This window comes from Helicobacter pylori FD535, assembly GCF_000296015.2.
GTDB classification, from domain to species: Bacteria; Campylobacterota; Campylobacteria; order Campylobacterales; family Helicobacteraceae; genus Helicobacter; species Helicobacter pylori_CT.
The window spans coordinates 1-15279 of record NZ_AKHP02000063.1; the positions used below are offsets into that span (position 1 = coordinate 1).

The following is a 15279-nucleotide window of genomic DNA, read 5'->3' on the forward strand; positions in this document are numbered from 1 at the left end:
GGCTGGGATAAAAACTTCTCAATTTTTCTGGCCCTCTCAACAATCTTTTTATCCTCTTCGCTCAATTCGTCTAAGCCCAAAATCGCAATAATATCTTGCAAATCCTTGTATTTTTGCAAAACCTGCTGGATACCGGTAGCGATTTCATAATGCTTCTCGCCGATCATTTGAGGGCTTAAAATCCTTGAAGTGGAATCCAAAGGATCCACCGCCGGATAAATCCCTTTTTCAGCGATCTTTCTATTCAATACCGTAGTCGCATCTAAATGAGCGAATACCGAAGCAGGGGCTGGATCAGTCAAGTCGTCTGCTGGCACATACACCGCTTGAACCGAAGTGATAGAGCCATTTTTAGTGGAAGCGATACGCTCTTGAAGTTTCCCCATTTCCCCGGCTAGCGTGGGCTGATACCCTACGGCTGAAGGGATACGGCCTAATAGCGCGCTCATTTCTGCACCGCTTTGAGCGTATCTAAAGATGTTGTCAATAAACATCAACACATCTAAGCCCTTTTCATCACGAAAATACTCCGCCATCGTCAAGCCGGTGAATGCGATGCGGTTTCTCGCGCCTGGTGGCTCATTCATTTGCCCATAGCACAGCGCGACTTTGTCTAAAACGCCCCCTTCTTTCATCTCAAAATACAGATCGTTCCCTTCTCTGGTGCGTTCCCCCACACCTGCAAACACCGAATACCCGTTATGTTTATAAGCCACATTATGGATAAGCTCCATAATGATCACCGTTTTGCCTACGCCAGCCCCACCAAACAAGCCTACTTTACCGCCCTTAGAATAAGGCGCGAGCAAGTCAATGACTTTAATACCGGTTTCAAACATTTCTGTTTTAGTGCTTTGCTGCTCAAAACTAGGGGCTTTTCTGTGAATGGGCCAAGTTAAGGACGGCTTAAGAGGCTCTAAATTGTCAATGCTCTCGCCCACAACATTAAAAATACGCCCTAACACTTCTTCACCCACAGGCACTTCAATCATTTTGCCGCGAGCTTTGACGGCTTGGTTACGCACCAAGCCTTCTGTCATATCCATAGCAATCGCTCGCACCCGATTACCACCCAAATGGGCTGCCACCTCTAAAACTAAAGATTTTTGAACGCCATTAACTTCAAAATTAATGTCTAACGCTTCAAAAATCGCCGGCAGATAGGATTCAAATTCCACATCTACCACAGGGCCTAAAACCTGAATGATTTTACCTTCCATCGCTTTCATCGCTCCTTATTTTAATGTAATTTTTATTTTAGGGCTTCTACGCCAGCATTGATTTCTACTAGCTCGGTCGTAATCGCCTCTTGTCTGGCTTTATTATAAGAAATGGTTAAAGTTTTAACCAAATCTTTAGCGTTATTCGTCGCTGTATCCATAGCCTGCATTCTAGCGCTATGCTCTGCGGCTAAAGAATCAATCAAAGCGTAGTATAAACTATACTCCACATATTTTTCTGCCAAAGAGTCTAAAATTTCATCTTCACTCCCGCTTGGCTCACTAGTAATAGTCTCTTGCGTCTCACTAGGCTGGGGGTTTTGGTGGATGATTTTATACCCAATAGGCAAAATTGTTTTGACTCTTATTTCTTGAGTGATCATGTTTTTAAAGCCATTATGAATGATAATCACCTTATCGGTTTTCCCACTCAAATAATCCTCTACCACTTTTTTCATGAATTCCTGCGCGCGTTCATAATTAGGCATAGAACTCAAATTATTGATCTTGTCTAAAACCTCTATCCCGTTAAAGCTAAAATACTCATTACCCTTTTTACCAATACCGCGCAAACGCACTTTAATGTCTTTTTCTTTGTATTCATTCGTGCATGCTAAAACTTTTTTAATGGTATTGGTGTTAAAGCCCCCACAAAGCCCCTTATCGGCTGTGATAAAAATAATATCCACTTTTTTGATTTCAAGTCTTTCTAATTCCCTAAAATACTTGCTTTGAATGTCTTCAATCCCTTGATTTTTCATCTTGGATAGCACATCATCAAACACAGCGTCTAGCTTCAATGCATACGCTCTGGAATTTCTTGCAACTTCTTCAGCCTTTCTTAGCTTGGAAGTGGAAACGAGTTTCATCGCATGCGTGATTTTTTGCGTGTTTTTAACGCTTCCAATTTTCTTTCTAATGTCTCTTAAATTCGCCATGTTCTAGCCGTCTCCTACTCGCTATAAGTGAGCTTAAATTCCTCTAAGACTTTTCTTAGCATGGCTTCTAAATCCTTATCTAGCGCTTTTTTAGTGTGGATTTCTTCTAAAACTTGGGGGTATTTTGCTTCCAAGAAAGGGTGCAGTTGCTCTTCAAAATCCACGACTTTTTTCACGCTCACGCTATCTAAAAAGCCCTTAGCCCCAGCGTAAATAATGACCACTTGCTTTTCAATAGGCAAAGGCGAATAAGGGGCTTGTTTCAACACTTCTACCATGCGTTGCCCCCTTTCTAATTGTTTTTTACTCGCTTCATCTAAATCAGAAGCGAATTGCGTGAAAGCTTGCAACTCTCTGTATTGCGCTAAATCCAGGCGCAAAGTCCCTGAAACCTGCTTGGTCGCTTTGATTTGAGCGGCCCCTCCAACCCTTGAAACCGATAAGCCCACATTGATAGCCGGGCGGATCCCTGAATAAAACAAATCCGTTTCTAAGAAAATCTGTCCGTCTGTAATAGAAATGATATTCGTAGGGATATAGGCTGAAACATCGCCCGCTTGAGTTTCCACAATAGGGAGCGCGGTCAAAGAACCCGCACCCTTTTCATCGCAAAGTTTAGCCGCTCTTTCTAAAAGCCGTGAGTGGATATAAAACACATCTCCAGGAAAAGCCTCCCTACCTGGGGGTCTTCTCAAAATCAAAGAAATTTCTCTGTAAGCGACAGCATGCTTACTCAAATCATCATAAATGATTAGGGCATGGCGGGCATGATCTCTAAAGTATTCCCCCATAGCCACACCTGAATAAGGGGCTAAATATTGCATCGCAGCTGAATCTGAAGCCGAAGCGTTGATCACGACGCTGTATTCCATCGCTCCGTATTCTTCTAATTTGCGGACCACTTGCGCGACAGTGGATTCTTTTTGCCCAATAGCCACATAGATACAGATCACATTTTGCCCTTTTTGGTTAATGATCGCATCGATCGCTACGGTGGTTTTACCGGTTTGTTTATCCCCAATGATCAATTCCCTTTGCCCGCGCCCAATAGGCACCAACGCATCAATGGCTTTAATGCCTGTTTGTAAAGGCTCATGCACGGATTTTCTGTCCATAATGCCCGGGGCTTTTTGCTCTATGAGACTAAATTCATTCGTTTCTATCTCACCCTTGCCATCAATAGGCTCACCCAAAGCGTTCAACACACGCCCCACAACCGCATCGCCAACAGGAACTTTCATCAAACTCTTCGTGCGCTTAACGCCAGTCCCCTCTTTAATATTGTTGCCAAAACCAAACACAATCACGCCAACGCTATCTTCTTCTAAGTTAGCCGCAACGCCTTTATCCCCTGTTTCAAACTCCAGCACTTCATACGACATCACACCATTTAAGCCATAAACCTTAGCCACACCATCAGCGTATGAAACGACTTTTCCTACTTCAGCCATATCGCAATCAAGTTCAAAATTCTTGATTTTTTCTTCAATAACCGAGCTGATTTCTTCCAATTTTAGTTGGGACATTATCTTTATCTCCTTAGATTGATTAAATAGATTGAATAACCTGTTTTTCTATTTTCTTTAAAATATCTTCTTTAGAAAAGCCTATTTCTAAATCCAGGCTTGAAACGCTCAAGGAAACCCCTTTTTTAGACCAAGTGTCTTGAGCGATTTCTACAGGAGCGTTAAAACGCGCTTGCAATTTTTGCTGCACGGCTTCTAGTTCATTATTTTCAAGCTTTTCTGGGACTAAAAGCGTGGCTTCTAAAGTCTTTTTAGAATCAAAAGACAGCTCTTCAGTGATCAATTCCAACACATCAAGCTTGTTATTTTTTAACACCACTTCCATTACAGGCTTTAAAACTGAACACGCTTTTGCCGAAGTTATTTTTTCTAAGATTTCAAATACAATCTCTTTTTTAACTTTTAAAGAAACATGGGCTAGCACCTGGTTGAGTTTGTGCCGTCTTATGGCTTCTGCCACATTTTTAAGCCCCACAACAATTTCTTCCAATAACGCTAAATCGCCTTTAGTGTAGTTTTTCAACGCCTTAGTATAATGATTAGCGATCACTTTTAAATCTTGCATTTAAAGCCTTTGTTTCAAAATATTCACGCAATCTTGCGCATTGAAAGACACTTTTTTGCTCTCTCTTAGATCTTTAAAAACGCTTTCAACCAGCTCTCTTTTGATCTTTTTAACTTCTAAATCCATCAACGCCTTAGAATTTTTGATCAAATTTTCCACATCCATTTTGGTTTGCAATTCGTATTTTTGCGTGATCGTGTAAGCTTCTTTATTCGCATCAGAAATAATCAATTCCGCTTTTTCTTTGGCTTGCTCTAATTCTTTTAAGAGTCTTTTCTTATTTTCTTTACTCACTTTAAGTTGGGCTTGAATCTCTTCTAAGCGTTTGGAGATTTCAAGGCTTTTAGAGCGTAAAAATGAACGCAGTTTTTTAGCCAGAAAATACCACAAAATCCCCGCAAATAAGAGAAAATTTAAAGAACGCTCTATAATATCTGTTTGTGAAATATCCAATCCAGTAGCGCACAAAGGGCTTAAAAGGATCAAAAACCCTAACACCATTTTAACTAAAAACATCCATCAACTCCCTAAACCCATAGCCACACGCTTGTTTAACTCGTATTCAAACACCGGCATTTGTGCTTGCAACTGCTCTTTTAGCGCTTGTTTTTCATTTTGTAATTGCCTTGCAAACGCTTCAAACTCTTGATTGAGTTCGTTCTCTTTTTGCTTGATCACAGCGTCATAGGACTCTGTGGCTTTTTGAATCGCTTCTGCTATCATTTCCCTACGCTTTTCAGCCGCTTCTTTAAGAAGAGTTTCAATTTGATGGCGGATCTCCACACTTTGGGCATTATCCGTTTTGATTTTAGCCAAGCTATCCTTTATCTCTGCCTGTCTGTTATCCATAAAAGCCAACAAAGGCCTATACACCCAAACATTCATCGCCCACAACAATAACACAAACACTACAAAAACGACCGCCATTAAATAGGGGTTAACCGATATATTCATGACCTATTTCTTTCCTAAAATCCTACAAAATAAATATTTGAAACTCGCATTTTTATAAAAACATTAACTCTATCTTAACAAAAAATCGCTTAAAATTTGAGGATATTCAAGCGTTAAGACATCATTTTTTTTATAAAAGCCTCTAAAAGAGAATTTTCATAACATCGTAAAATGATTTTATTCCCTTTCAAAGCCGCTTTAAGCTTGTAATGATCCCACAAACTTTGATTAAAGCGTTCTAATTCATCTTCAGCGATGAGCGTTTGGGTTTCCCTGAAACCATGTTTCCTAAAACCATGTTTTTTATTTTCAAAATTTGCGTTTATTTTAAAATCACGCGCTAAATCTTCTGTCTGGCGCACGCTGAGTTTCTGCCCTATAATGGAATTTAAGATCAATTCTTGCTTTTCTTCATCTAAACCCACCAAAACTTTTGCATGCCCTGAAGTGATTTTTTCTTCTAAAAGAGCGTTTTGAACCTTAGAAGAGAGCGTCAATAAACGCATGATATTAGCCACATGGGCTCTGGATTTTTTAACGATTTTAGACAGCTCTTCTTGGGTCATTTGATAGCTTTCAAGCAATTCTTTATACGATCTAGCCAACTCTAAAGGGTTTAAATCTTCTCGCTGGATATTTTCAATCAAAGCGACTTCACGCATTTTTTCTTGCTCAATATCCACAACAATCGCTTTAATCGTAGGCATTTTAGCCAATTTGCTCGCTCTTAAACGCCTTTCACCAGCGATCAAATGGTAACGCCCGTTCTCACTCACCACTAAAACCGGTTGCAACAAACCATGTTCTTTAATGGATTGCGCTAATTCTTCTAAAGAATCTTCGCTAAAGACCTTTCTGGGCTGGTAAGGATTAGGCATCACCTCATCAATACCAAGCTCCACAACCCGATTCGCTCTTTCATATAGACCCTGCTCATACACTTCATTGATTTCAGGGAAAATATCCGCTAAACCCCTACCCAACACTTTATTTTTTGCCATCACTACCCCTGAAGAATGCTTTGAGCTAATTTTTGATAAGCGATACTGCCATTAGATTTAATATCATAGAGCAAGATGGGCTTACCAAAACTAGGCGATTCCGCTAGTTTCACGCTTTTAGGGATCATAATATACTCTCCTGTAGTTGAATCTCTAAAAAACTCTGAGTCAAAATACTTAAACAATTCCGCTAAAACCCCTTTGGTCAAATTGAGTTGAGGGACATGCATTGTGGGTAAAAAACCTCTGATTTTGAGCTTAGGGTTCGTGCTTTTTTGCAGCATTCTAATGGTATTAAGCAATAATTTAGTGCCTTCAAGGGCAAAAAATTCGCATTGGATAGGAATGATCACCGAATGGGCTGCTGAAAGCGAATTGATCGTGAGAGGCCCTAGAGCTGGCGGGGAATCAATAATAATATAATCATAAAGCCCCACCACGCTCTCTAAGGCGTTTTTGAGCATGAGTTCGCCTCGTTTATTCTCATCTTGGCTGTCATAAAAGGTTTTTTCAAACCCGGCCAAACCCAAATTAGAAGGCACTAAATCCAAAAAAGGCATTTGGGTTTTTAAGATCACTTGAGAAATTTGCTTACGGCCAATCAGCACATGATAAATATCATAATCAATTTTATCGCGCCTAAAACCCAAGCTTGAAGTGGCGTTGGCTTGCGGATCAAAATCAATCAACAAGATTTTTTTTTCATGCGCCGCTAAAGAAGCCGCTAAATTAACCGCTGTTGTCGTTTTGCCCACACCCCCTTTTTGATTAGCCACTGCAATGATTTCACTCATCATACTCACATCCTATCATAAATCTTACCTTTAATACAAACACGGCCGTCTTCTAACAATTCCGCATCTTTCAAACTCACCGCTTCATTGCAATCATTATGGAAGCTAAAAGAGTTGCTTCTGTGAAATTCTAACGCATACTTACTTAAAACTTCCCACCAAAACAGATTTTCTTCTATTTTTTTTAAAAAGCCCTCTATAATCAAATCGTCGCTCGCGCCAATATCTAAACATGCCCATTTCTTTGAAACCCTATTCACACCAATGCCGCACACCCGCATGCCTTTATAAACATTAACCAGCACGCCCCCTATTTTTTGATCCCCTAAATACAAGTCGTTAGGCCATTTCAGCCAGGTTTGAGAGCCTAGCTCTTTTAAAACTTCTTTGAATAAAAACCCTAAATACAAAGCGTTCGCTTGCATGGGCAAATCGTTAGGCAAATCGCTTGCGTTTAAAGCGAGCGAAAAAGTCAAAGCGCTTTTCACACCCTCCCAAACATTCCCCCTACTGCCTATCCCGGCGCTTTGGTTTTTAGCCAAGATCAAAATGGGGGCTTTGAGTTCGTTATTTTTGAGTTTTTCTAAAAGATAGGTTTGCGTGGAAGGCAGGCTATCAAAAACTCTTTTTTCACATTGTCTCATGCCAAAATACCGCCTATTTTCAAACGCTTGCCATTCAAATAATCTTTCGCTTTCAAAGGCTTTTTACCCACCGCCTGCAACCTTGCTATACGCACGCTACCCTTCAAGCAACCTACAAGAACGCCTTTTTCATCAATTTCTAAAATCTCGCCTTCCTTGTGGCTTTTTTCATTCTCCACCAACCCCACTTCTAAAAGTCTAAGGCTGTTTTCTAAAAAGATTTCTGGCCAACTCTTAAACGCAAGCGATTTTAAAAACAAGCTTTTAGCGTCTTTAAAACCCACTAAACCATCGGCCTTGGTGATTTTTTTACAAAAACTAGCCTGTGCGTGATCTTGAGGCTTTCTTGTGATGGAAGAGAAATTTTTGAGCGTTGAAAGGAGTAAGGCTGCCCCCATATGCGCTAATTTTAAACTTAAAGCGTCTAAATCTAAGTATTCCTCCCTCAAAAACGAAGCGCTCTCTAAAATATCCCCACTATCCAACCCCACATCCATAAGCATGGTGCTTATGCCATAGATCTTATCGTCATTTAAAATCATCTCATGAATAGGCGAAGCCCCCCTGTATTTAGGCAATAACGATGCATGCAAATTGATGCAAGGAGCGATGGTTAAAACCTCTTTAGGCAAAATCTTACCATAAGCCACCACCACAATAAAATCAGGCTTTAGATCTTTTAAAATTTGGACTTCAGGCTCTTTCAAACTTTGTGGCTGGAAAATGGGGATATTTAAATGATTTTCTAGAATGTATGTTTTAGTCTCTGGGGCTTTCAATTCCTTTTTACGCCCAAAAGGTTTATCCATCTGCGTGAATAGCCCCACCACTTCTATGTCTTTATTTCCAACCAACGCCCTTAAGATCACTTCAGCAAACCCCGGCGTTCCCATAAATACGATGCGCATGTTATTCCTTGTTTTTAGTTTTTTTACTTTATTCCCATCATCATTTTATAATGAGCTTCATGACCGGTTATTTTAAATATATTTTCAAAAACTTTTAAATATGTCTCAATACTTGTATCTTGACTTTGCACAAACAAATCATCTGAAATCCCATGAGAACCATCATTAAACCATGAAATGAAAGAGTTACACACTTGCTGTTCTCTAATATCCTTAAAACATTCACTCAAGTTATGATTATGTTCAAAACCGCCTAAAATCCTAAAGTAATACTCAATAATTCTTCGTATAATATTTTGTAAAGATACCAAAGAAATATTATTTTCTTTTGCTTGTTTTTCTTTTGCCCATCTTACTTCCTGCCATAGTAACTCATAGGAATTTTTAATAGGGTTTTCTCCAAATTTTTCAATTTTTGAAACATTATTATCCTTTTTAATTATCCAAAAAGAATATTTCCCTTGATAGCGTTTTAAATCATATTCTAATGTAATTTCCTTGTAAAAATATGTGTTGTGGGTTAGTATAATGATTTGCTTGATGTTTGTTTTTTCTTCCATGGTTTCTTTCATAAGAACCTTAACTAAAACACTCACTATAAACAATATATTGCTATCCAAACTTGAAATGGGGTCATCAATCACTAAAACCTTATTTTTTGATATATCGTTCTCTTTTAAAGAGCCTTTTGTTAAATGATAATAATATAAGAAAGTGATGAAAGTAACTTCACCCTCACTCAGTGTTTCTCCCACCAATTGACCATCTTCTCTTTGAATACGATAAAATTTTTCATCTTCAGTGCATGCCAAACTAAAATTCGTGAATCCATACCCTTTTAAAAGCGTATTGATTTCATTGACAATGGGCTTTATGCTCACCATGTTTTTTTCTAATTCCCCAATTTCATTTTTTAATTTCTTTATCTTTTCTTGATTTTCACTAATTTCTTTATCTAAATTGTTTATCCCTTTCTCCAAACCGCAATACTTTTTATTATATTCTTGTATATCACTTTTAAATTCATTGACTAGAAATTTCCAAGTTTGTTCCACGCAATTCTTTTTCTGGTTTTTAGTGTCTTTTATTATCTCATTATGATTGACTATTTGCTGGTTAGCTGTATCAATCAGATCTCTAATTTCTTTTATCTCATTTTTGGTGCTTTCTAGCTCAAAACTTCTGCTCATTTCTTTACTCTTATCGTGCATCTTTTGTCGATTCGCATTGATTTTGCTCTTCAAGGTTTCAACAATTCTTTTAAAAATCTCTGTTTTTAATTTGATTTGTTGATTCTTTTGTTCTGTTTCAACAATCTTATCAAGTCGCTCCAACACCTCAGCGGTTTTGTTTGTGTAGTCCTCTTTCATTTTTTTGATCGTTTCAGTAGATTCTTGATAATTTGTATCAAAATAAGATTCTAGTTGTTTTTTAAAATCTTCGGTAATGGTTTCTTTTTGACAAAAAGGGCATGCATTGCCATCTTTTGAGAGATACTCTCTGCCTTGAGCTACCCAATCCTCATTATTTATTTTTTTTATTAAATCTGCAATGGCTACATCACCACTCCCTACAATTTTTTGTTCCCAAATAGAATGATTTTCAATAGAATCAAAATCTGTTAAATTGCATTCCAATGGCACCAATTCTGTTTGGTTTTTACTAAAAACGATCTTAATGTTTTCTTTTAATTCTTCTAGTTTTACTATCTCGCTTTCATTGTGTTCATTGCTTTTAAATTCCTCAAGAATTTTTTCTTTAAACTTCTCTTTACGCTTAAAACCCTCTAGTGTCTCTTTAAAATTCTCTTCATTTTTCTTATAAAGCTTTTCCCAACAACTATTAGTAAAATCCTTTTCTTTCTCTTTCCTTTCTTGTTTTAATTTTTGCAAGCTTTCTTCATTCTTTATCTTCTTTTCTTTCTCTTTGTTTATTAATTCTTTCTTGCTCTCAATGTTTTCTAAATTCTCGTTTGTTTTTTTACTGAGCGTAAAAATGCCTTTAACTTGAGAGCTTCTAAATTGCTCTTCTTTAAATTGCTTGTTATAAACTTCAATCTTTAAGCTCTCACTGATGCTACGATGCCACTCTATTTTGCTATTAGCAAACTTGTCTTCAATCCTATTTTCAGCTAGATTTTTTAAAAAACTAGAAGTGGTTGTCTTACCACTCCCATTAGCCCCATAAATAAAGTTGATAGAATTTAAATTCTCAAAACTCGCCCCATTTTCATCAAAAGTTGCCACATTTTTTAATACGATTTGAGAAATCCCACTGCTTATATTCTGTTGTTGTTTATCTTTATTGTCCACATTTTCTCCTAATATAATACTATCTCAAAGTGCACCACAAAAACTAATCCTCCAAATCTTCCCCATCATACCCAAGCTCCAACGCTTTCACTTGCCCTATCGCATTACCCACAATGCCCTTAATAGAGCCATACATGTTAATCGTGCCCTCAAACACTTTTTCCATTTGTTTTTCTCTGCTTTTCCAAATCCTATTCATCGCGCGTTTTTCGCTTTCTAAATCCGCTCTCAATCGCTCAAACCCCTCTATAATCGCACTCACTTGCATAGAAAATTCCGAGCTGGTCAAATAATGATAGAGCAGATCCATTTTATCGCCCTTGTTTTCCTGACTTTTCTTCGCCAAACCCACTTGAATAACCCCCTCTCTTAACACCGCGCTCAAGGCTTTAAACTCTTCAAACGAACACACCCACACCCCTTCAAATAACCCCATCCTCTCCATCTCTTTAGGCAGCGCTTCACTCACAATGACCCCCACATCAGCCCCAATCTCTCGCATGTCGCTTTTGAGCTTTTCCACCCAAGCTTTTTGGAATTCTTTCGTGCGTTTGCTCTCATAATAAATTTTCCCGCAATTTTGAAATTCCCTAGTATGCACCACCTGAATGCAATCGCCCCCTCTTTGCCCTTTTTTGATTTCTTCAATGCAATCTAAGGGGAATTTTTGCCTCAAAAACTCTTCAATCGCCAATTCTTGCACCTCACCTTGGAATTGCTGCGAGCTTAATTCGGCCTTTCTTTGAGCGTTTTTCAACTCGTTTCTTAACATTTCTAATTGCTCTTCTTGCTGCTTGAATTTCAATTCGTTTCTTTCATGCAAGGCTTTTTCTATTCTTTCCCTTTCCGTTTCCAATTTTTCATTCAATTTCTTTTCATTCTCCGCTTTCAATCGGCTCTCTGCTTCGTTATTTTCTCTTTTGAGCCTTTCAATTTCCGCTTCTTTCTGGTGCAATTCCTGGACTTGTTTGGACTTCTCCTCTAATTCTTTTTGCAACAATTCCAAGCCCTTTTGCTGCTCTAAAAAAGCGTTTTTTCTGGCTTCTTCAATGATTTTAACCCTTTCATCTTGCAAGGCTAGCGCGCTCGCTTGTTTGACCGCATCATCAAATTGAGCCTTTTGTTCCCTCTCTCGCTCTTTTAAGGCCTCTTCTTTTTGCTCTAACATTTTGAAATGGCTCTGATACTGCGCTCTTTTCTCATTCACCTCTTTTTCAAACGCTTTTTGTTGGGCTAAAAACCGGCTTTGATTTTCTTGCTCAATCTGTTTGTATAGCGCTTCATTCACATTAATTGGCGTTTGACAATTAGGGCATATAAAAGGACGGGTTTGATTTTCTTGCATGATTTTCCTTTAAAATTTGATTTTTTATATTTTATAATAGAATGAGATCAATTTAACTTAAGCAGGTTTTATCCAATAAGTTCAGTAAAATAGGGCTTTTATGAAAACAAGGACTTTTTCTTAGCATTCCCACAAACAACAATCTGTATTAGCATTACAAAAGGCGTCTATCCCTAGACCCGCATCGGCGTATAGAGTGCTGCTCATCAATCATTTTTTAGAACAAGTTATTTTACAAAGCCCATCTGATGAAAACAAAAATATAAAAACAATTGTTTTTGGAGGTATTATCAAACTCAATCCACACAATAGAAATCCCTTATTAAAACCCTACAGCGCATTTATTGCGCTTTCTTGCACTCAATTCCATTATTCGGGCATGCGCCTAGTTGCCCCCTATGAAAACGATTCTATTATTTTTGAGTTATTGCATTGCATTGATTTTCAGGCACGCAATTTTGAACGCCAACAACTTGTTCAATTAGATCCGAAAGAAATGAAAATCCAAATCCTTGAGCGTTTAAAACTCTAAAAATAAGATTTTGAATATCAATACATAAATGGGGTTTTTAAATCTAAACGCATTCAAAAATAATCAGATCAGACCCACCAACCCCAAACACTAACACTAAAACCTAAACAAAAGAAGTAAGAAGCAACAATATTAAACTTTAAGTTTCCAAACATTAAGAACAAACAATAAGCAAAAAACATAAAAATGAAAAACTTGAACACTGAAGCATAGACAAACAAAAGAGAAAAGACACTGCTTGTTCTTAGAGATTGAATTAGTTTGATTTAAAGGAATAAAAAACATTAAACATTAAAACACAAACACGAAAAAAATAACAACTAAAAACATAAACACAAGAAAAATCCAATAAGCAACAAAAGCAAAAGGGTGTAAAAACCAATAAAAATAAAAGAGATAACAAATAAGACAAAAGAAAGAATAAGCCCAATCCTTCAAAACTAAGCAAAAGAAGTTCTTTTGTCAGGTAATACTCTTGGGCTTTTAATAAGCGAATATTAAAAGCTTTTCTCTAGAAAGGAGGTGATCCAACCGCAGGTTCACCTACGGTTACCTTGTTACGACTTCACCCCAGTCGCTGTGTGTGCCGTGGGCAGTAGCCAATTTAGCATCCTGACTTAAGGCAAACACAACTCCCATGGTGTGACGGGCGGTGAGTACAAGACCCGGGAACGTATTCACCGCAACATGGCTGATTTGCGATTACTAGCGATTCCAGCTTCATGCAGGCGAGTTGCAGCCTACAATCCGAACTGAGAGGTGTTTTGAAGATTGGCTCCACTTCGCAGTATTGCTTCTCTTTGTGCACCCCATTGTAGCACGTGTGTAGCCCTAGGCGTAAGGGCCATGATGACTTGACGTCGTCCCCACCTTCCTCCTCCTTACGGAGGCAGTATCCTTAGAGTTCTCAGCATGACCTGTTAGCAACTAAGAAAGGGGGTTGCGCTCGTTGCGGGACTTAACCCAACATCTCACGACACGAGCTGACGACAGCCGTGCAGCACCTGTTTTCAAGGTCTGGCAAGCCAGACACTCCACTATTTCTAGCGGATTCTCTCAATGTCAAGCCTAGGTAAGGTTCTTCGTGTATCTTCGAATTAAACCACATGCTCCACCGCTTGTGCGGGTCCCCGTCTATTCCTTTGAGTTTTAATCTTGCGACCGTACTCCCCAGGCGGGATGCTTAATGCGTTAGCTGCATTACTGGAGAGACTAAGCCCTCCAACAACTAGCATCCATCGTTTAGGGCGTGGACTACCAGGGTATCTAATCCTGTTTGCTCCCCACGCTTTCGCGCAATCAGCGTCAGTAATGTTCCAGCAGGTCGCCTTCGCAATGAGTATTCCTCTTGATCTCTACGGATTTTACCCCTACACCAAGAATTCCACCTACCTCTCCCACACTCTAGAATAGTAGTTTCAAATGCAGTTCTATGGTTAAGCCATAGGATTTCACACCTGACTGACTATCCCGCCTACGCGCTCTTTACGCCCAGTGATTCCGAGTAACGCTTGCACCCTCCGTATTACCGCGGCTGCTGGCACGGAGTTAGCCGGTGCTTATTCGTTAGATACCGTCATTATCTTCTCTAACAAAAGGAGTTTACAATCCTAAAACCTTCATCCTCCACGCAGCGTTGCTGCTTCAGGGTTTCCCCCATTGAGCAATATTCCCTACTGCTGCCTCCCGTAGGAGTCTGGACCGTGTCTCAGTTCCAGTGTGTCCGTTCACCCTCTCAGGCCGGATACCCGTCATAGCCTTGGTAAGCCATTACCTTACCAACAAGCTGATAGGACATAGGCTGATCTCTTAGCGATAAATCTTTCCCCCGTAGGGAGTATCTGGTATTAATCATCGTTTCCAATGGCTATCCCAAACTAAGAGGCACATGACCTATGCGTTACTCACCCGTGCGCCACTAATCAGCATTCTAGCAAGCTAGAAGCTTCATCGTTCGACTTGCATGTATTAGGCACGCCGCCAGCGTTCACTCTGAGCCAGGATCAAACTCTCCATAAAAGTGTTTGTCCTAAAGCTCTTTTGTTTTTTGATAGGCTGTTGTTATTCTTAACAACAGCTTTAGCGTATCACAAGAACTCGTTTTATTTGATTATTGAATAAAACGGGTTGTGTTCTTAAGTATTACAACAACAAAACAGAAAGAAACTTTTTAAAAAGGTTTAGCTAAACGCTAACCTAGTAAATACTCTCATGCCAATTAACCATCAATCATCATCATACAATCAATGATTATTGAACAGCACTCGTTGGATAAGAATTTCTCATAATAGAATGAAAGCGATTGAAACCCTCACTCTTTATAATAAGTCATCCTTAAAATCATTTTAGAATATCCCTTTAAAAAGAACTTCTATCAATTTGCTTAGTTTTCAAAGATCGTTTGCTTTAATCAGCTATCCTTGTAAGGTATCAAGCGGCTTTTAAAAGCCCTTGCTGAAACAAGGAAATGAAAGTATAGTCATACAAAGCTTAAGGTTTGCTTAAATCTAGGGAATGTTTGGGAAAATATTTTGAAATTT

At 38.8% G+C, this 15279-nt stretch carries 13 protein-coding genes and 1 rRNA gene; 1 reads left to right on the plus strand and 13 read right to left on the minus strand.

The genetic code is table 11. From position 1 onward, the window contains the following. The 12 genes from atpD to DV63_RS16395 form a co-directional block, all read right to left on the minus strand. On the minus strand, positions 1-1220 hold a 1220-nt coding region (atpD, locus tag DV63_RS16340; protein WP_031202877.1), incomplete at its 3' end, for a F0F1 ATP synthase subunit beta. A 32-nt stretch (positions 1221-1252) separates the two neighbouring features. Then, on the minus strand, positions 1253-2158 hold the full coding sequence (atpG, locus tag DV63_RS16345) for an ATP synthase F1 subunit gamma (protein WP_000002184.1): 906 nt from the start codon (positions 2156-2158) through the stop codon (positions 1253-1255). Positions 2159-2172: 14 nt separating this feature from the next. Continuing rightward, complete coding sequence (gene atpA / locus DV63_RS16350) at positions 2173-3684, minus strand: F0F1 ATP synthase subunit alpha (RefSeq protein WP_000080482.1); 1512 nt, start codon at positions 3682-3684, stop codon at positions 2173-2175. Between the two features lie 22 nt (positions 3685-3706). Continuing rightward, positions 3707-4249 carry a F0F1 ATP synthase subunit delta gene (locus tag DV63_RS16355; RefSeq protein ID WP_001153230.1) on the minus strand — a complete coding sequence of 181 codons (543 nt, stop codon included), beginning with the start codon at positions 4247-4249 and terminating at the stop codon, positions 3707-3709. Next, positions 4250-4765: a F0F1 ATP synthase subunit B gene (locus tag DV63_RS16360; protein WP_000480447.1), complete on the minus strand. Its 516-nt coding sequence runs from the start codon at positions 4763-4765 to the stop codon at positions 4250-4252. A 3-nt stretch (positions 4766-4768) separates the two neighbouring features. Continuing rightward, positions 4769-5203, minus strand: coding sequence for a FoF1 ATP synthase subunit B' (locus tag DV63_RS16365; protein ID WP_001027613.1), 435 nt, complete (start codon positions 5201-5203; stop codon positions 4769-4771). Positions 5204-5316: 113 nt separating this feature from the next. Then, positions 5317-6204 carry a ParB/RepB/Spo0J family partition protein gene (locus DV63_RS16370; RefSeq protein ID WP_001107411.1) on the minus strand — a complete coding sequence of 296 codons (888 nt, stop codon included), beginning with the start codon at positions 6202-6204 and terminating at the stop codon, positions 5317-5319. Between the two features lie 2 nt (positions 6205-6206). Continuing rightward, positions 6207-6998, minus strand: coding sequence for a chromosome partitioning ATPase Soj (gene soj / locus DV63_RS16375; protein ID WP_031202892.1), 792 nt, complete (start codon positions 6996-6998; stop codon positions 6207-6209). Between the two features lie 5 nt (positions 6999-7003). After that, the gene (locus DV63_RS16380; protein WP_001248193.1) at positions 7004-7642 is read right to left on the minus strand and encodes a biotin--[acetyl-CoA-carboxylase] ligase; all 639 of its coding nucleotides are present in this window, start codon (positions 7640-7642) and stop codon (positions 7004-7006) included. Continuing rightward, on the minus strand, positions 7639-8550 hold the full coding sequence (gene fmt / locus DV63_RS16385; RefSeq protein WP_001223496.1) for a methionyl-tRNA formyltransferase: 912 nt from the start codon (positions 8548-8550) through the stop codon (positions 7639-7641). Before fmt ends, DV63_RS16380 begins: the two co-directional genes overlap by 4 nt. Before the next feature lie 23 nt (positions 8551-8573). Then, positions 8574-10862: an ATP-binding protein gene (locus DV63_RS16390; RefSeq protein WP_000368894.1), complete on the minus strand. Its 2289-nt coding sequence runs from the start codon at positions 10860-10862 to the stop codon at positions 8574-8576. 43 nt (positions 10863-10905) lie between these two features. Beyond that, positions 10906-12207, minus strand: a complete 1302-nt coding sequence (locus tag DV63_RS16395; protein WP_001157512.1) for a DUF2130 domain-containing protein — start codon at positions 12205-12207, stop codon at positions 10906-10908. Positions 12208-12376: 169 nt separating this feature from the next. Here DV63_RS16395 and DV63_RS16400 point away from each other — a divergent pair, with 169 nt between their 5' ends. Continuing rightward, positions 12377-12739, plus strand: coding sequence for a hypothetical protein (locus DV63_RS16400; protein WP_080220073.1), 363 nt, complete (start codon positions 12377-12379; stop codon positions 12737-12739). A gap of 515 nt (positions 12740-13254) precedes the next feature. Here the strand turns inward: DV63_RS16400 and DV63_RS16410 are convergent. Further along, a 16S ribosomal RNA gene (locus DV63_RS16410) occupies positions 13255-14758 on the minus strand. Positions 14759-15279: the final 521 nt, after the last annotated feature.